This window comes from Kitasatospora sp. NPDC057965 (assembly GCF_042887135.1).
Taxonomy (GTDB): Bacteria; Actinomycetota; Actinomycetes; order Streptomycetales; family Streptomycetaceae; genus Kitasatospora.
In genome coordinates, this window is record NZ_JBHVPZ010000019.1 from 101089 (window position 1) to 117733 (window position 16645).

Below are 16645 nucleotides of genomic sequence, written 5' to 3' on the forward strand. Positions count from 1 at the left end.
GTTCCCGCCACGTGTCGCGCTTGTCCACCATCAGGACGCCTGGTAGCCCGCCCCGCGCCCGCCGGTACGGTAAGGAGGTGGCCAAGCCCCTCGCACTCGACTTCGACCCGATCGCCCGCGCCGACGAGCTGTGGACCCGCCGCTGGGGGACCGTCCCCGCGATGGCGGCGATCACCTCGGTCATGCGGGCGCACCAGATCCTGCTCTCCCGCGTGGACGCGGTGCTCAAGCCGTACGGGCTGACCTTCGCCCGCTACGAGGCGCTCGTGCTGCTCACCTTCAGCCGGACCGGCGAGCTGTCGCTCTCCAAGATCGGCGAGCGTCTGATGGTGCACCCGACCAGCGTCACCAACACCGTCGACCGCCTGGAGCGGGCCGGCCTGGTCGCCCGCCGCCCCAACCCGCTGGACGGCCGCGGGGTGCTCGCCGCGATCACCGGCCGGGGCCGCGAGGTCGTCGAGGGCGCGACCCGGGAGCTCATGGCGATGGAGTTCGGCCTGGAGGAGTACGACGCCGACCAGTGCCGGGAGGTCTTCGAGCTGCTCCGCCCGCTGCGGGTGGCGGCGGGCGACTTCGCCGAGCCGTCCGGCGAGGGGGCTGCGCGGCCGGGGGCGTGAGGGCGGCTACCCTCGTGTGAGCGGTGCGCGGATCCGGACGTACCCCCCGATGCTGCCGAGCGAGGCGATGAAGACGATGAAGGCGACCCCCCTGCTGGGCTGGTACCGCGCCCTGGCCATTGCGACCGGTGTGGCACTGCTGGTGTTCTGCGGCTTCATGGTCGCGAAGTACGGCTTCCACGCGGCCGAGGACGTGACCACCTACGTCGCGATGCTGCACGGCTACCTCTACATCGGGTACTTCGTGGTGACCTTCCTGCTCGGCCAGAAGCTCAAGTGGCCGCTGGGCCGGATGGTCTTCACCCTGGCCGCCGGCTGCATCCCGTTCGCCTCCTTCGTCGCCGAGCGCAAGGTGGTCGCCGAGGCCGCCGCCAAGCTGCCCGCCGGTGACGCCGCCCGCCAGCCCGCCGGCGTCTGAGCGGAGCCTCCGGGGCACATCGCGAGGGCGCCCTTCCCCGTCCGGGGGAGGGTGCCCTTTCGTATGCCCGCGCATATGTGCGCGCGGTCGGAGGCGGATGTCCGTCGACAAGTACTAGGACGTCCGAGTAAATTGGTAGGACGTCCTAACAGCTGTGCCGCCCGCTGGCGTGGCGGCCGTACGGAGCGGAGTTCGGGGTCATGGACGCCGAGGAGATCGAGCGCGGGCGGCAGCGCTGGCAGCAGCGGTACGACAGCGCCCGCAAGCGGGACGCGGACTTCACCACCCTCTCCGGGGACGAGGTCGAGCCGGTCTACGGCCCGGCCCCCGGACAGGCCCACGAGGGCTTCGAGCGGATCGGCTGGCCCGGCGAGTACCCCTACACCCGGGGCCTGCACCCGACCGGCTACCGCGGCCGGACCTGGACCATCCGCCAGTTCGCCGGCTTCGGCAACGCCGAGCAGACCAACGAGCGCTACCGGATGATCCTGGAGGCGGGCGGCGGCGGCCTCTCGGTCGCCTTCGACATGCCCACCCTGATGGGCTACGACTCGGACGACGCGCGCTCGCTCGGCGAGGTGGGCCACTGCGGCGTCGCGATCGACTCGGCCGCCGACATGGAGGTGCTGTTCCGCGGCATCCCGCTCGGCGAGGTCACCACCTCGATGACGATCAGCGGCCCGGCCGTGCCGATCTTCTGCATGTACCTGGTCGCCGCCGAGCGGCAGGGTGTCGACCCGGCGGTGCTCAACGGCACCCTCCAGACCGACATCTTCAAGGAGTACATCGCCCAGAAGGAGTGGCTCTTCGCCCCCGAGCCGCACCTGCGCCTGATCGGCGACCTCATGGAGTACTGCGCCAACGGGATCCCGGCGTACAAGCCGCTCTCGGTCTCCGGCTACCACATCCGCGAGGCCGGGGCGACGGCCGCGCAGGAGCTGGCGTACACCCTGGCCGACGGCTTCGCCTACGTCGAGCTGGGCCTGTCCCGCGGCCTGGACGTGGACGTCTTCGCACCCGGCCTGTCCTTCTTCTTCGACGCGCACCTCGACTTCTTCGAGGAGATCGCCAAGTTCCGCGCCGCCCGCCGGATCTGGGCCCGCTGGATGCGCGAGCGGTTCGGCGCGAAGACCGAGAAGGCCCAGTGGCTGCGGTTCCACACCCAGACCGCCGGTGTCTCGCTCACCGCCCAGCAGCCGTACAACAACGTGGTCCGCACCGCCGTCGAGGCGCTCTCGGCGGTGCTCGGCGGCACCAACTCGCTGCACACCAACGCCCTGGACGAGACCCTGGCGCTGCCCTCCGAGCAGGCCGCCGAGATCGCCCTGCGCACCCAGCAGGTGCTGATGGAGGAGACCGGCGTCACCAACGTGGCCGACCCGCTGGGCGGCTCCTGGTACGTCGAGGCGCTGACCGATCGGATCGAGCAGCAGGCCGAGGAGATCTTCCGCAAGATCCTGGACAAGGGCCGCGAGGACCACGCGATCGGCCCGATCACCTCCGGCATCCTGCGCGGGATCGAGGACGGCTGGTTCACCGGCGAGATCGCCGAGGCCGCCTTCCAGTACCAGCAGGGCGTGGAGAAGGGCGAGAAGCGGGTCGTCGGCGTCAACTGCCACCCGCGCAGCGTCACCCCCGAGCTGGAGATCCTGCGGGTCAGCCACGAGGTGGAGCGCGAGCAGGTCCGGGGTCTCGGCGCGCGCAAGGCGGGCCGGGACGAGGCCGCGGTCCGGGCCGGGCTGGACGCGATGCTGGCCGCCGCGCGGTCCGGCGCGTCGATGATCCCGCCGATGCTGGACGCGGTGCGCGCCGAGGCGACCCTGGGCGAGATCTGCAACGCGCTGCGCGAGGAGTGGGGGATCTACCGGGAGGCCGCCCGGTTCTGAGCCGGTCCGCACGGGCGTGAAGGCCGCCCGGCGCCCCTTCGCGGGGTGCCGGGCGGCCTTCGTCGCGCCCGGCCTCAGCCGGACCGCGGGATCGGGAAGGGGCCGAGCAGCAGACCGGTGAAGCGCCGGGTCCACTCGGGGGTGATCGGCTCGCCGCTGACCAGCACCCGGTGCTCGACGGTCCCGGCGATGGTGTCGAAGATGATGTCGACCTCCTCGCGGGTGGTCGCCTCGTCGCAGTCCGGCGCCAGCTCGCCGCGGGCCTGGGCGGCCGCGCGGCCCTGCCGGACCAGCCGCTTCTGGGGGTCGACGATCGACTCCCGGATCCGCCGGCGCAGCTGCCGGTCGCGGGTGCCCTCGGCGAACAGGGCGAGCAGCGCCGCCTGGCTCTCCGGGCGGGCCAGTAGGTCCGCGAACTGGGCCACCACGGCCTCGATGTCGGCCTGCAGACTTCCCAGGTCGGGCATCACCAGCTCGTCGAAGAGACTGGCGACGGCATCCACCACCAGCTCGTTCTTGGACGGCCAGCGGCGGTACAGGGTGGTCTTGGCGACCCCGGCGCGGGTCGCGACATGGCCCATGGTGAGCCCGCCCCAGCCGAGTTCGGCCAGCGCCTCGCGGGTGGCGTCCAGGATGGCGCGGTCGGCGGCGGCGCTGCGCGGGCGGCCCTTGGCCCGGGTGGTGGCGGTCTCCGGGGTCTCCGGGACGAATGGCTGGGGGGCCGGCACCGGGCCTCCTCTGCGATTTACCGGTAAGTAACTTGGGTGGGGCAGGTAACGGTAGCGACTTCTTCGTGTCCAGGTCAGCCGGGCTGTGCGGGAAAGTGGCCCAGCTCACGTCCGGCAGGGCTCGGCAGGGGTTGCGGCGGGTGCCCCGGCTCCAGTTACGCTACGACTCGTAGCGAAAGCGACGACCAGGCGCCGTGTCCCCGTGGGACGGGAGCGGCGCGGGCGCGGATGGGGATCCGCGCCGAACGGTTCAGGCTATCGGGCAGTGGCTCCGCCACCCCGGGAATCGGCACCGCGCAGCCCGCGCGGGGCGTTTTCCGGGAGGTTGGTGCCCACCAGCGGCGCGGGCGGGGGAGGATGGTGCCATGCAGCCACGGAATTCTCGTCTCAACAGTGCCGCCCTGCGTGGTGCGGTCGACCTCGCCGCGGTGAAGGCAGCCGGCGAGGCTGCCCAGAAGGCCGAGCAGGCCAGGGCCGAGCGGGCCCGCCAGACGGCCGCCGGAGATGCGGCCGGGGGCGACCCGGTCGGGGTCGGGTACCCGCTCGTCGTCGACGTCACCGAGGACACCTTCGAGGTGGAGGTCGTCCAGCGGTCCACCGAGGTGCCGGTGGTCGTCGACTTCTGGGCCGAGTGGTGCGGGCCCTGCAAGCAGCTCAGCCCGATCCTGGAGCGCCTGGCCGAGGAGTACGCCGGCCGGATCGTGCTCGCCAAGATCGACGTCGACGCCAACCAGCTGATCGCCCAGCAGTTCGGCATCCAGGGCATCCCGGCCGTGATGGCCGTGGTGGCCGGCCAGCTGGTCCCGCTGTTCCAGGGCGCCGAGAACGAGGCCAACGTCCGCAAGGTGCTGGACCAGCTGATCCTGGTCGCCGAGCAGCGCTTCGGCATCGTCGGCACCGGTGGCGGCGCGCCCGTCGAGGGCGCGGAGGCCGCCGCCCCGCGCCGCCCGGAGGACCCGGCGCTGTCCGCGGCCCACGACGCGCTCGACCAGGGGGACCTGGGCGGCGCGATCCAGGCCTACCGGAACGTGCTGGCCGACCAGCCGGGCAACGCCGAGGCCAAGGTCGGCCTGGCCCAGGCCGAACTGCTGCAGCGGATCGAGGGACTGGACCTGCAGGCCGTCCGGACCGCCGCCGCGGCGGACCCCAAGGACATCGAGGCCCAGCTGCGGGCGGCCGACCTGGACCTGGTCGGCGGGCACGTCGAGGACGCCTTCGGCCGGCTGGTGTCGACGGTCGGCAGGACCTTCGGCGAGGACCGGGACGCGGCCCGGCTGCGGCTGCTGGAGCTGTTCGAGGTGATCGGCCCGGAGGACCCGAGGGTCACCGCGGCGCGCCAGGCGCTGGCCCGGGTGCTGTTCTGACGGGGTGTCGGGTGACACGCCGGATGACCTGCGGTGCCGCCTGGTGATTTGGCGACAATACGGTCATCGTCTCTGAGGTTTACCAAATCTTGACAACACCCGTGGACGGTCACGACATGTGATCGTCCACGGGTGTTTCGCTGCCGTTTCCTAGGGGTTTCGCCCTCACGAATCCTCCATTTCGTCACGCTGCGTGTCCAGGGTGCCGATTTCATGATCATTCGTGCGCGTGTGGGATTACCCGTCAGTAATGCAACCTCTTGTGCTTCGCCGGGGATTCGAGCAGCATCGGCACGCCCGGTCCCCACACTTCGACCCCCGCCGGCAGCCGGTCGGCGGACCCGGAGGAGGGGATCCCCACCGGGCGGCCGGCGGTCCTGCCGCCGGCGCGAGGGCAGGGGGGTATCCGCTCCCACGGCGGTTCCTGTCCTTCGTACGGCCGCGCTGCCCGCGCGGTCGCCGGTTGTCGCTCGGGGGGACCGCCCGTGTCGCCACGGCGCTCTCCGCTACCGAGGACGTAGCTCTCTCCCATCCCAGGCCCCCATCGGTGCGGCATCCGCCACCGGGGAGCCGGAGATGTACGTCCCAGAAGGAGGACTCGCATGTCCAAGACCTACGGCAAGACCCGCTGGAAGCGCTTCGCCCTGGTGATGGTGCCGAGCCTCGCGGCCACCGCCGCGGTCGGCGTCGGGCTGGCGAACAGCGCGCTCGCCGCCTCGTTCAGCATCTCGGGCCAGCAGTTCAAGGTCTCCGCGAAGGAGCTGCACGGCACCAACTTCGCGCAGTTCGGCTCGATCGACGTCCAGACCGACAAGACGACCCACCCGGTCGCGGTCTCGGCCTTCGACACCGCCCGGATCAAGGGGATGTGCCAGTCGCTGGTCACCGACCCGAACGTGATCCCGCTGCCCTTCAAGCTCCCGAAGGTCACCCTCCGCCTGGAGGCCGGTGACAGCGAGGACGAAGCGCGTCAGGTCCAGGCCGGGAACCTGCTGATCGACCTCGACTCCCTGGAGGCCGACGCCGAGTTCGGCCACATCAACATCGGCCAGGACGCCTCCACCCTCACCGGCGAGGCCACCAAGAACTGGAAGTCCGCGCTCGGCTCCGGCCTGCCCAGCGGCAAGACCGGTTTCGCCCAGGCCGCGGAGACCGCCGACCTGTACGGCGTGAAGCAGACCGCGTGGGCCACCTCGGCGGGCACCTTCAAGCTCAAGGGCCTGAAGCTCAACCTCTACACCGACGGCGACCACGAGTGCTTCTGAGCCGGTTCCTCGGCTGACCGGCTGACCGCCTGACGGCGGGTCGGGGGCGGGGGACGGCGGCCGCACGGGCCGCCGTCCCCGGGCTCCCCCTTTCCGTTTCACCTCGTCACACCATCGAGGAGCTGCTCCGTGTCCAGCACCCTTGCCGAGCCGCGGCCCGCCGAACGCGAGAACCCCCTGAGGTGGGTCCGTCGGGCGTTCCGTGACTTCCGCCGTTCCCGGCCGTTCTACGGCGGGCTGCTGGCCGTCCTCGCCGGCGTCCCGATCATGTACTTCCCGTACGCCAACCTGTCGTTGAACGGCATGACGCTCGCCATGGCCACCACGGCCGGCGCGGGCTCGCTGATCATCGGGGTGCTGCTGGTCGTGCTCGGGCTGACCGCCTGGTTCCAGCCGGTCGTCCGGGTGTTCGCGGGCATCGCCACCACCCTGCTCACCCTGGTCTCGATCCCGGTCTCCAACCTGGGCGGCTTCGGGATGTCGATCCTGCCGGGTCTGATCGGCGGCGGTCTGATGATCGCCTGGGCGCCGTTCCAGGCCACCGACCAGGCCGGGGCCGAGGCCGCGGTCGCCGCCGCGCCCGACGGGGGGACGGCCACCGCCACCGCGGCCGAGGAGCCCGGCGAGGTGCCCCCGGCCGCCGCCGGGGGCACCGTCCCGGCGCAGCAGGCCGCGGCGCCCGAGGAGGCCCGGTGAGCGAGCCGCGCGAGGAGCTCCCGCAGGCCCCGGCGCAGCGCTCGCCGCGGCACGCGGCGCCCCGCACACCGGTCCGGGCACGGTTGCGCGGCCGGGCGCTGGCGATGGCCGCGGTGCCGACCGCGCTGCTGATGGCCGCCGCCTACACGCCGAACCCGGCGATCGCCGAGTCCACCGCCGGCAAGCCGTGCGCCACCGCCCCGGACAGCGTGCCGCAGCCGCCCGCGGTGGCCGAGACGCCGGTGCCCAGGGGCGAGCTGCCGCCGCCGATTCCCGGCCCGTCCGTGCCGCTGCCCGAGGCCCCGGCCACCGGGACGCCCGCGCCGACGGGTGCCCCGACCGCCGCCCCGACGGCCGTGCCCGAGCCGACGGCCGGCGCGACGGCGACCGCGACCCCGACGGCCGGGGCGAGCGCGGACCCCGACGGCGGCGTCGTCCGGGCCGGCCTCATCGACGATCTCGTCGGCGGCGTCACCCGCCTGGTCACCCCGGGCGGCTCGCCGAGCCCCACCGCCACCGCGAGCCCGTCCGCCGGGGTGCGTGCCGCGGCCCCGGCCGCCCCTGCGCCGGCCACCGAGCCTCCCGCCGCCGGCACCCCGGCCGCCGCACCGACGGCCGTGCCGACCGGCGGTGCGGCGCCCACGCCCTCCGCCACCCCGGGAACGCCCACGCCGACCGCACCGGCCGCGTCGACGACGCCGACCGCACCGGCCGCGTCGACGACGCCGACCGCTCCGGCCGCGTCGACGACGCCCTCCGCCACCGCGTCCAGCAGGGCGAAGCCGTCCGCCGGCGCCACCGCCTCCGGCTCCGCGGCCTCCGCCGCGAAGCCGACCGCGTCCGGCAGCCCCTCGGCCACCCCGTCCAAGGACCCGAACTGCCTGGTCGACACCAAGGCGCTCGCCCCGAACGGCAAGCCGGCCGACAACCCGATCCTGGTCCCGGACCAGAACTGGACCCTGCAGACCACCCGGCTCGCCCTGAACCACGCCGTGCTGCTCGGCGTGGTCGACGTCCGGACCCCCACCGGCACCAAGCGGGTGCTGAAGTTCGAGGTGGAGAGCGTCGACATCGAGAACCTGCACATGTCGACGCTGCAGGGCAACGGCAAGACCTTCCACGTGAAGGGCGCGCCCGGCTCGGTCTCGACCATGCGCAAGGGCCCGGTCGTCATGTACGTGGAACGGCTCTCCGGCCACCTGTCCAAGGTGCTCGGCCTGCCGGTCCCGATCGACCTGGGCGAGCTCACCCTCACCCCCGACGGCCCGCTGCCGCAGTGGCTGTACGACCTGATCGGCCAGCTCCAGCTGCCGTTGTGGATCGAGCTGACCGGGGTGACCGCGATCCAGTCGGGTCAGTTCGGCGGCACCCTGAAGATCCCCGGCATGCGGCTGTCCAACGACGACCAGCCCTACCCCGGGAACGCCTGAGCCCGCCCCCCGACGCCCGTGGGGCGGCCCCTCCCTCCGGAGGGACCGCCCCACGGGCGTGTTCCGCGCTGCCTCAGGCCTTGCGGGTGCCCAGGTGGTGCACCTGGACCATGTTGGTGTTGCCGGGGATGCCGGGCGGGGAGCCGGCGGTGACGATCACGGTGTCGCCCTCGCCCAGCTCGCCGATCCGCAGCAGCTCGCGGTCGACCTGCGCGACCATCTCGTCGGTGGTCTCCACCTGCTCGGTCACGTGCGCCTCGACGCCCCAGCTCAGCGAGAGCTGGTTGCGGGTGGCGTGGTCCGGGGTGAAGGCGATCACCGGGATCGGCGAGCGGTAGCGGGAGAGCCTGCGCGCGGTGTCACCGGACTTGGTGAACGCGACCAGCGCCTTGCCGTTCAGGAAGTCGCCCAGCTCGCACGCGGCGCGGGCGATGGAACCGCCCTGGGTGCGCGGCTTGCGGCCCGGGTTGAGCGGCTGGAGGCCCTGGGAGACCAGCTCCTCCTCGGCCTTCTCGCAGATCCGGCTCATGGTGCGGACGGTCTCGACCGGGTACTTGCCGACGCTGGACTCGGCGGACAGCATGACCGCGTCGGTGCCGTCCAGGATGGCGTTGGCGACGTCGGAGACCTCGGCGCGGGTCGGGCGCGAGGCGTGGATCATCGACTCCATCATCTGGGTGGCGACGATGACCGGCTTGGCGTTGCGGCGGGCCAGGGTGATCAGCTGCTTCTGGACCAGCGGCACCCGCTCCAGCGGGTACTCGACGGCCAGGTCGCCGCGGGCCACCATGATCGCGTCGAAGGCGAGGACGATCTCCTCCATCGCCTCGACGGCCTGCGGCTTCTCGATCTTGGCGATGACCGGCACCCGGATGCCGACCTCGTCCATGACCGCGTGCACGTCCTTGATGTCCGCGGCGTTGCGGACGAAGGACAGGGCGACCATGTCGACGCCCAGACGCAGGGCGAAGCGCAGGTCCTCCTTGTCCTTCTCGGACAGGGCGGGCACGTTGACGGCCGCGCCGGGGAGGTTGATTCCCTTGTTGTTCGAGAGCACGCCGCCCTCGACGACCACGGTCTTCACCCGCGGGCCGTCGACGCTGACGACCTCCAGGGCGATGACGCCGTCGTTGATCAGGACCGGGTCACCGGGCTTGACGTCGCCCGGCAGGCCCTTGTAGGTGGTTCCGCAGATGTGCTGGTCACCGGGGACGTCCTCGGTGGTGATGGTGAACTCGTCGCCGTTGTCGACGGTCACCGGGCCGTTGGCGAAGGTCGCCAGACGGATCTTGGGACCCTGGAGGTCGGCCAGAACGCCGATGGTCCGGCCGGTGTCCTCGGAGACCTGGCGGACCTTGCGGTACCGCTCCTCGTGCTCCGCGTGGGAGCCGTGGCTCATGTTCAGTCGGGCGACGTTCATGCCCGCTTCGACGATGGCCTTGAGCTGTTCGTAGGAGTCCGTCGCGGGACCCAGGGTGCAGACAATTTTCGCTCGGCGCATATCGATCAGTCTATCCGTTCGTGTTATTGGTGCATTCGGCCCGAATGGAGAGGAAACGACGCCCGGGAGTCCGCGGAGCGAGACGACGGGGGGTCAGTTTTCGGACGACCGGTGCACCAGGGCGAAGGCCTGCCGGGCGATCTCCAGCTCCTCGTCGGTGGGGACGACGGCGACGGCCACCCGTGCGCTGCCGCCGGAGGGCAGCAGCGCCGGGGAGATGATCCTCGGCTCGCGCGAGCGTACCGAGTTGAGCTCCGGGTCGACGGCGATGCCGAGCTCCTCCAGCCCGGCCGTGGCGGCCGCCCGCACCAGGGCCGCGTTCTCCCCGACACCGGCGGTGAAGGCGATCGCGTCCACCCGGCCGAGCACCGCGTAGTACCCGCCGATGTACTTGCGCAGCCGGTGGATGTACGCGTCGAAGGCCAGCTTCGCGTCGGCGTCGCCCTCGTCGGCGCGGCGCATGATCTCGCGCATGTCGTTGTCGCCGCACAGGCCCAGCAGGCCGCTGCGGCGGTTGAGCAGGTTGTCGATGCCGTCGATCGACAGCCCGCCCACCCGGTGCAGGTGGAAGACCACGCCCGCGTCGATGTCACCCGAACGAGTGCCCATCACCAGGCCCTCCAGCGGGGTCAGGCCCATCGAGGTGTCCACGCAGCGCCCGCCGCTCACCGCCGACGCGGAGGCGCCGTTGCCCAGGTGCAGCACGATCACGTTGACCTCGGCCGGGTCCTTGCCGAGCAGCCGCGCGGTGGCCCGCGAGACGTACTGGTGCGAGGTGCCGTGGAAGCCGTAGCGGCGGACCCGGTGCTCGTCGGCCACCGCCTTGTCGATCGCGTACCGGGCGGCGTGCTCGGGCATCGAGGCGTGGAAGGCGGTGTCGAAGACGGCCACCTGCGGCAGGTCCGGCCGCAGCGCGCGGGCCACCTCGATGCCGGTGATGTTGGCCGGATTGTGCAGCGGCGCCACCGGGATCAGCCGGCGGATCTCCTTGAGCACGTCGTCGGTGACCACGGTCGGCTCGGTGAAGCGCAGGCCGCCGTGCACCACCCGGTGGCCGATCGCGGCCAGCTCGGGGGAGTCCAGCCCGAGGCCGTCGGCGGACAGCTCCTCGGAGACCGCCTTGAGCGCCGCGCCGTGGTCGGGGAAGGCCTGGACGGTCTCCCGCTCCGCGCCGCCGCGCGGGGTGTGCACCAGCCGGCCGCCGGCCTCGCCGATCCGCTCGACCAGCCCGGAGGCCAGCCGGTCGCCGTCCAGCATGTCGATCAGCTGGTACTTCACCGACGAGGAGCCGGCGTTCAGCACCAGGACCCGAGTGCCGCCACTCATGCCGTGCCCCCTTCACCGCGCGGCTGGGACCCGCGCTCCTGCGACTGGATGGCGGTGATCGCCACCGTGTTGACGATGTCCTGCACCAGCGCGCCGCGCGACAGGTCGTTGACCGGCTTGCGCAGCCCCTGGAGCACCGGCCCGACGGCCACCGCCCCGGCGGAGCGCTGGACGGCCTTGTAGGTGTTGTTGCCGGTGTTGAGGTCCGGGAAGATCAGCACGGTCGCCCGGCCGGCCACCGGCGAGCCCGGCAGCTTGGTCGCCGCGACGTGCGCGTCCACCGCGGCGTCGTACTGGATCGGCCCCTCGACCAGGATGTCCGGGCGCAGCTCGCGCACCAGCTCGGTGGCCTTGCGGACCTTGTCGACGTCGGCGCCGGAGCCGGAGGTGCCGGTCGAGTAGGAGAGCATCGCGACCCGCGGCTCGACGCCGAACTTGGCGGCGGTGGCGGCCGACTGGATGGCGATGTCGGCCAGCTGCTGGGCGTCCGGGTCGGGGTTGACCGCGCAGTCGCCGTACACCAGCACCTTGTCCGCCAGGCACATGAAGAAGACGCTGGAGACGATGGACGCGCCCGGCGAGGTCTTGATCACCTCGAAGGCGGGCCGGATGGTGGCGGCGGTGGAGTGCACCGCGCCGGAGACCATGCCGTCGGCGATGCCCTCCTGGACCATCAGGGTGCCGAAGTAGGAGACGTCGGTGACCACGTCCAGGGCCAGCTCGACGGTCATGCCCTTGTGCGCGCGCAGCTTCGCGTACAGCTCGGCGAACTGGCGGCGCAGCGGGCTGGTGGCCGGGTCGACGATCCGCACCTGGGCGCGGTCGGCGGCCGGGATCTCGGCCGGCAGGTCGATGCCCAGCGAGGCGGCCTTGCGGCGGACGGCGTCGGCGTCGCCGAGCAGGGTGAGGTCGCAGATGTTGCGGCGCAGCAGGATCTCGGCGGCGCGCAGCACCCGCTCCTCGGTGCCCTCCGGCAGCACGACGTGCCGGCGGGTCGCCCTGGCCTGCTCCAGCAGCTCGTGCTCGAACATCATCGGGGTCACCCGCTCGGACCGGCCGACCTCGATCAGCTTGGTCAACTCGTCGGTGTCCACGTGCAGTTCGAACAGGCCGAGGGCGATCTCGGCCTTCCGCGGGCTGGCCGTCGAGAGCTTGCCCTCCAGGTGGGTCAGCGCGGCGGCGGTGAGCCAGCTGCCCTCCGGGACGACCGCGACCGGGGTTCCGGGGGCGAGCCGGGCGGCCAGCGCCATCACGTTCGGGCCGGGGCGCAGGCCGAGGGTGAGCAGCACACCCGCGATCGGCGGGGCGCCGGCGGCGTGCGCGGCCAGCGCGCCGATCACCAGGTCGGCGCGGTCGCCGGGGGCCACCACCAGCGCGCCCTCGGTCAGCGCGTCCAGGAAGGTCGGCAGCATGGCGCCGCCGAAGACGAAGCCGCGGACGTCCCGGGCCAGGCCGGCCGCGTCGCCGAGCAGCACCTCGGCGCCGGTGGCGTCGACCAGCTGGGCGACGGTCGGCGCGGCCAGCCCCGGCTCCTCGGGGATGACGTAGGCGGGGATCGGCAGCTTCTCGGTGAGCTTGCGCTGGACCGGCTGCTCGGCGGCCGGGGCGACCCGGTTGGCGATCATCGCCAGGGTCTCGCAGCCGAGGTCGGTGTAGGCGCGGTGGGCGTTGCGGACCTCGGCGATCACCGTGTCGGCGTCCTCGCCGTGCCCGCCGATCACCGGCAGCACGGCGGCGCCGAACTCGTTGGCCAGCCGGGCGTTGAAGGCCAGCTCGTCGGGGATGTTGGTGTCCGCGAAGTCGGTGCCCAGCACCAGGACCGCCTGGCAGCGCCGCTCCAGCGCGTGGAAGCGGTCGACCAGGACCGAGACCAGCTCGTCCTGGCCGTGCGCGGCCTGCAGCGCGGCGGCCTCCTCGTAGGTGAGGCCGTAGAGCTCGGCGGCCGGCAGGTCCAGCCGGTACCGGGCGCGCAGCAGCTCGACCACGTGGTCCGAGCCGGCCTCGCCCGGTGCATGGGCGTGCACCAGGGGGCGGAACACCCCGACCCGGTCCACCCGGCGGGTGAGCAGCTCCATGACACCGAGTTCCACCGCCTGGCGGCCGTCCCCGCGGTCGATCCCGGTCACGTACACGCTGCGCGCCACGTGGCTCTCTCCGTCCCGTCGTCTCAGGAAGTGGTCATATCGACCATACCTTCGCACCGTGAACGCCCGTCCGCGAGCAGAACGGGACGGCTCGCGGCAAGGGGCCGAAGGTCACCGGACACGCCCTACGGCGTGCGGTCGGGGCCGACCAGCCGGACGGTCACGCCGTCCGGCTGCTCGATGAGGAACAGCTGGGTGATCCGCTTGTCCAGCAGCCAGCCGTGCCGGTGGACCAGGCAGCCGCCCGGGCCCGGGGTCCAGCCGTCGGCGGCCAGCCGGACGCGCAGCCGGCGGGCGGCCTCGGCGCCGGACAGGCCGTCGGCGCTCACGATCGCGAGGTCGCGGCGGCAGGCGTGCAGTCCGCAGCTGCGGTCGGGGCCGCTGTCCTGCCGGACGGAGAGGCCGGGCGGCAGCGACAGCTCGGAGCGCTCCGGGGAGAAGGGTTCGTGGACGGCGAGCTGGTAGAGCAGGCCGAGGACGAGGCCGACCAGGGAGTGGGCGGCGATCACGATGGTGGCCCCGGCGGCGGGCTGTCCGGACCCCCGGGTGGGCCGGGGTCCGCACAGCCGCCGTTCGGCCAGCGTGCCGAGCAGGACCACCAGCCCGGCGGCGAGCGGGTAGCCGGACTGGGACTCGGCGATCGCCCGGCTGTGGAACCACCCCCGCTCCAGGCCGACCGGGACCACCGCGAGGGCGGCCAGGACGGCGGCGACCGCCACCCCGACCGCCCGGGTGCGGGCCAGTGCGGCCCAACAGGCCAGTGGCAGCAGAACGTAGCCCCAGCCCAGCACCAATCCCACAGAAGGCCCCCCGCCCGCTGTCGACGTCTCAGCCGGGGAGCCTAGAACGTCATGCCGGGCGGAGCCAGATGGTCGCGAGCGGCGGCAGGACCAGCTCGGCGCTGCGCGGCTGCCCGTTCCACGCGGACGCATCCGCCTTCACCGGAAGGGAGTTGGCGGTTCCGCTGCCACCGTACTCGGTGGCGTCGGTGTTGAGGACCTCTTCCCACAACTGGTCGCGCCCGGCCAGCTCCGGCAGGCCCACCCGGTGGGCGTGCCGCACGACCGGGGAGAAGTTGCAGACGGCGACCAGCGGGGTTCCGTCGGCGGCGTGGCGGACGAAGGAGAGCAGGTTGTCCTCGGCGGCGCCGCCGTCGAGCCAGCGGAAGCCGGCCGGGGTGGTGTCCTGCTCCCACAGCGCCGGGGTGTCGAGGTAGCACCGGTTGAGGTCGCCGACCAGCCGGCGAACGCCCCGGTGCTCCTCGTGGGCCGGCCACTGGTCGTCGAGCACCCACCACTGCGGGCCCTGCTCGTGGTGCCACTCCGCGCCCTGGGCGAACTCCTGCCCCATGAAGAGCAGTTGCTTGCCCGGGTGGGCCCACATGAAGCCGAGGTAGGCGCGGTGGTTGGCGCGCTGCTGCCACCAGTCGCCGGGCATCTTGGCGACCAGCGCCTGCTTGCCGTGCACCACCTCGTCGTGCGAGATCGGCAGGATGTAGTTCTCCGAGTAGGCGTACACCATCGAGAAGGTGATCTCGTTGTGGTGGAACCTGCGGTGCACCGGGTCCTTGCTCATGTAGACCAGGGAGTCGTGCATCCAGCCCATGTTCCACTTGAGGCCGAAGCCGAGGCCGCCCTGGTCGGTGGGCCGGGTGACGCCGTCCCAGGCGGTGGACTCCTCGGCGACGGTGATCACGCCGGGGCAGCGCCGGTAGACGGTGGCGTTCATCTCCTGCAGGAAGACGGCCGCGTCGAGGTTCTCCCGCCCGCCGAACCGGTTGGGGGTCCAGGCGCCGCTGTCGCGCGAGTAGTCGAGGTAGAGCATGGAGGCGACGGCGTCCACCCGCAGGCCGTCGACGTGGAACTCCTCGCACCAGTAGACCGCGTTGGCGACCAGGAAGTTGCGCACCTCGACCCGGCCGTAGTCGAACTCCAGGGTGCCCCAGTCCGGGTGCTCGGCGCGCTGCGGGTCGGCCGGCTCGTACAGCGGCTCGCCGTCGAAGCGGGCGAGCGCGAAGTCGTCCTTGGGGAAGTGCGCGGGCACCCAGTCGACGATGACGCCGATGCCGTGCTGGTGCAGGGTGTCCACCAGGAAGCGGAAGTCGTCGGGGCTGCCGAGCCGGGCGGTGGGGGCGTAGTAGCCGGACACCTGGTAGCCCCAGGAGCCGCCGAACGGGTGCTCCATGACCGGCATGAACTCCACGTGGGTGAAGTTCAACTCCTTGAGGTACATCGGGAGTTCGGCGGCGATGGCGCGGTAGGTGGTGAGGTCGGGGCGCCAGGACGGCAGGTGCAGCTCGTACACCGACATCGGGGCGCGGTGGTGCGCCGTGCGCGCCCGGCGGGCCATCCACTCGCCGTCCTGCCAGCGGTGTGTGGACGCGGTGACGACCGAGGCGGTGCCGGGCGGGACCTGCGCGGCGCGGGCGAGCGGGTCGGCCTTGTCCAGGACCCAGCCCTGCCGGGTGTGGATCTCGTACTTGTACTGGGTGCCCTCGCCGAGGCCGGGGACGAACAGCTCCCAGACGCCGGAGGAGCCGAGCGAGCGCATCGGGTGACCGGTGCCGTCCCAGTGGTTGAAGTCGCCGATCAGCCGGACGCCGACGGCGTTCGGCGCCCAGACCGCGAACGCGGTGCCGGGCACGCCGGCCACGGTGCGCGGGTGCGAGCCGAGGGCCCGCCAGAGCTGCTCGTGCCGGCCCTCGGAGATGAGGTGCAGATCGAGTTCGCCGAGGGTGGGCGGGGTGCGGTAGCCGTCGTGCTGGCGGATCGGCTCACCGCCGGGGTAGCTCACCAGCAGCCGGTAGTCGGGCGCCTGCGGGGCGGCGAGCAGGCCGGTGAACAGTCCGCCCTGCTGGTGGGTGAGTTCGACGGGGCCCTGGCCGGTCTCCACCACGACCCGCTCGGCGAACGGGCGGAGCACCCGGATCGCGGTGCCGCCGTGCACGGAGTGGGCGCCGAGCAGGGCGTGCGGGTCGTGGTGCTGGCCGCCGACCAGCCGGTCCACCTCGCCGGGCGGCAGCGGCGCCTCGGGCAGCCGCAGCGCTCCGGCGGGCGCCGGCTCCGGGGCGGGGGCCGGTCCCGGGACGGGCGCCGGTTCGGCGGCGGGCAGCGGCTCGGCGGGCAGTGGCTCGGAGCGCAGGGGTTCGGCGGGGACCGGCTCGGCCCGCCGGACGGTCGCGGGCTCACGCTTCGGGGAGTCCGTGCCGGCCAGGAAGGTGGCCGGCACGGAGCGGGTGGTGCGGCCTGGCGGGTCGAGCGGCGTCACGGC

13 protein-coding genes are annotated in these 16645 nt (G+C 72.8%); 7 read left to right on the forward strand and 6 right to left on the reverse strand.

The genetic code is table 11. The annotated features are described in order from the left end of the window. The first annotated feature begins 77 nt into the window (after positions 1-77). The 3 genes from ACFVVU_RS24650 (at position 78) to ACFVVU_RS24660 (ending at position 2921) form a co-directional block, all read left to right on the forward strand. Positions 78-617, forward strand: coding sequence for a MarR family transcriptional regulator (locus tag ACFVVU_RS24650; RefSeq protein WP_355372781.1), 540 nt, complete (start codon positions 78-80; stop codon positions 615-617). Positions 618-666: 49 nt separating this feature from the next. After that, positions 667-1035, forward strand: coding sequence for a DUF3817 domain-containing protein (locus ACFVVU_RS24655; protein ID WP_355372778.1), 369 nt, complete (start codon positions 667-669; stop codon positions 1033-1035). A gap of 200 nt (positions 1036-1235) precedes the next feature. After that, a complete protein-coding gene (locus ACFVVU_RS24660; RefSeq protein WP_380687314.1) occupies positions 1236-2921 on the forward strand; it encodes a methylmalonyl-CoA mutase in 1686 nt (561 codons plus the stop codon). 74 nt (positions 2922-2995) lie between these two features. Here the strand turns inward: ACFVVU_RS24660 and ACFVVU_RS24665 are convergent, their stop codons facing one another. Next, positions 2996-3649: a TetR/AcrR family transcriptional regulator gene (locus ACFVVU_RS24665; protein WP_380689584.1), complete on the reverse strand. Its 654-nt coding sequence runs from the start codon at positions 3647-3649 to the stop codon at positions 2996-2998. Between the two features lie 365 nt (positions 3650-4014). Here ACFVVU_RS24665 and ACFVVU_RS24670 point away from each other — a divergent pair, with 365 nt between their 5' ends. The 4 genes from ACFVVU_RS24670 (at position 4015) to ACFVVU_RS24685 (ending at position 8404) form a co-directional block, all read left to right on the forward strand. Continuing rightward, entirely contained in the window at positions 4015-5013 is a 999-nt protein-coding gene (locus ACFVVU_RS24670; protein WP_387792234.1) for a tetratricopeptide repeat protein, read from the forward strand. Between the two features lie 602 nt (positions 5014-5615). Continuing rightward, on the forward strand, positions 5616-6278 hold the full coding sequence (locus ACFVVU_RS24675; RefSeq protein WP_380689580.1) for a DUF6230 family protein: 663 nt from the start codon (positions 5616-5618) through the stop codon (positions 6276-6278). A 129-nt stretch (positions 6279-6407) separates the two neighbouring features. Then, the gene (locus ACFVVU_RS24680) at positions 6408-6974 is read left to right on the forward strand and encodes a DUF6114 domain-containing protein (protein WP_387792237.1); all 567 of its coding nucleotides are present in this window, start codon (positions 6408-6410) and stop codon (positions 6972-6974) included. Next, a complete protein-coding gene (locus tag ACFVVU_RS24685; RefSeq protein ID WP_387792239.1) occupies positions 6971-8404 on the forward strand; it encodes a hypothetical protein in 1434 nt (477 codons plus the stop codon). Before ACFVVU_RS24680 ends, ACFVVU_RS24685 begins: the two co-directional genes overlap by 4 nt. 73 nt (positions 8405-8477) lie before the next feature. On the opposite strand, the gene pyk is transcribed toward ACFVVU_RS24685, so the two are convergent. The 5 genes from pyk to glgB form a co-directional block, all read right to left on the reverse strand. Continuing rightward, positions 8478-9905: a pyruvate kinase gene (gene pyk / locus ACFVVU_RS24690; protein ID WP_380683440.1), complete on the reverse strand. Its 1428-nt coding sequence runs from the start codon at positions 9903-9905 to the stop codon at positions 8478-8480. A 93-nt stretch (positions 9906-9998) separates the two neighbouring features. Further along, on the reverse strand, positions 9999-11231 hold the full coding sequence (locus ACFVVU_RS24695; protein ID WP_387792241.1) for an acetate kinase: 1233 nt from the start codon (positions 11229-11231) through the stop codon (positions 9999-10001). Continuing rightward, complete coding sequence (gene pta, locus ACFVVU_RS24700; RefSeq protein ID WP_380683442.1) at positions 11228-13375, reverse strand: phosphate acetyltransferase; 2148 nt, start codon at positions 13373-13375, stop codon at positions 11228-11230. The genes ACFVVU_RS24695 and pta overlap by 4 nt, the downstream gene beginning before the upstream one ends. Before the next feature lie 125 nt (positions 13376-13500). Next, complete coding sequence (locus ACFVVU_RS24705; RefSeq protein WP_387792243.1) at positions 13501-14175, reverse strand: hypothetical protein; 675 nt, start codon at positions 14173-14175, stop codon at positions 13501-13503. A gap of 49 nt (positions 14176-14224) precedes the next feature. Continuing rightward, positions 14225-16642: a 1,4-alpha-glucan branching protein GlgB gene (glgB, locus tag ACFVVU_RS24710; RefSeq protein ID WP_387792245.1), complete on the reverse strand. Its 2418-nt coding sequence runs from the start codon at positions 16640-16642 to the stop codon at positions 14225-14227. Positions 16643-16645: the final 3 nt, after the last annotated feature.

What these genes read in the sequence shown, in the direction of transcription:
- ACFVVU_RS24670 (WP_387792234.1), top strand. Translation starts at nt 4,015, where the DNA reads ATGCAGCCACGGAATTCTCGTCTCAACAGTGCCGCCCTGCGTGGTGCG.
- ACFVVU_RS24660 (WP_380687314.1), top strand. Translation starts at nt 1,236, where the DNA reads ATGGACGCCGAGGAGATCGAGCGCGGGCGGCAGCGCTGGCAGCAGCGG.
- ACFVVU_RS24695 (WP_387792241.1), bottom strand. Translation starts at nt 11,231, where the DNA reads ATGAGTGGCGGCACTCGGGTCCTGGTGCTGAACGCCGGCTCCTCGTCG.
- pyk (WP_380683440.1), bottom strand. Translation starts at nt 9,905, where the DNA reads ATGCGCCGAGCGAAAATTGTCTGCACCCTGGGTCCCGCGACGGACTCC.
- ACFVVU_RS24675 (WP_380689580.1), top strand. Translation starts at nt 5,616, where the DNA reads ATGTCCAAGACCTACGGCAAGACCCGCTGGAAGCGCTTCGCCCTGGTG.
- ACFVVU_RS24655 (WP_355372778.1), top strand. Translation starts at nt 667, where the DNA reads ATGCTGCCGAGCGAGGCGATGAAGACGATGAAGGCGACCCCCCTGCTG.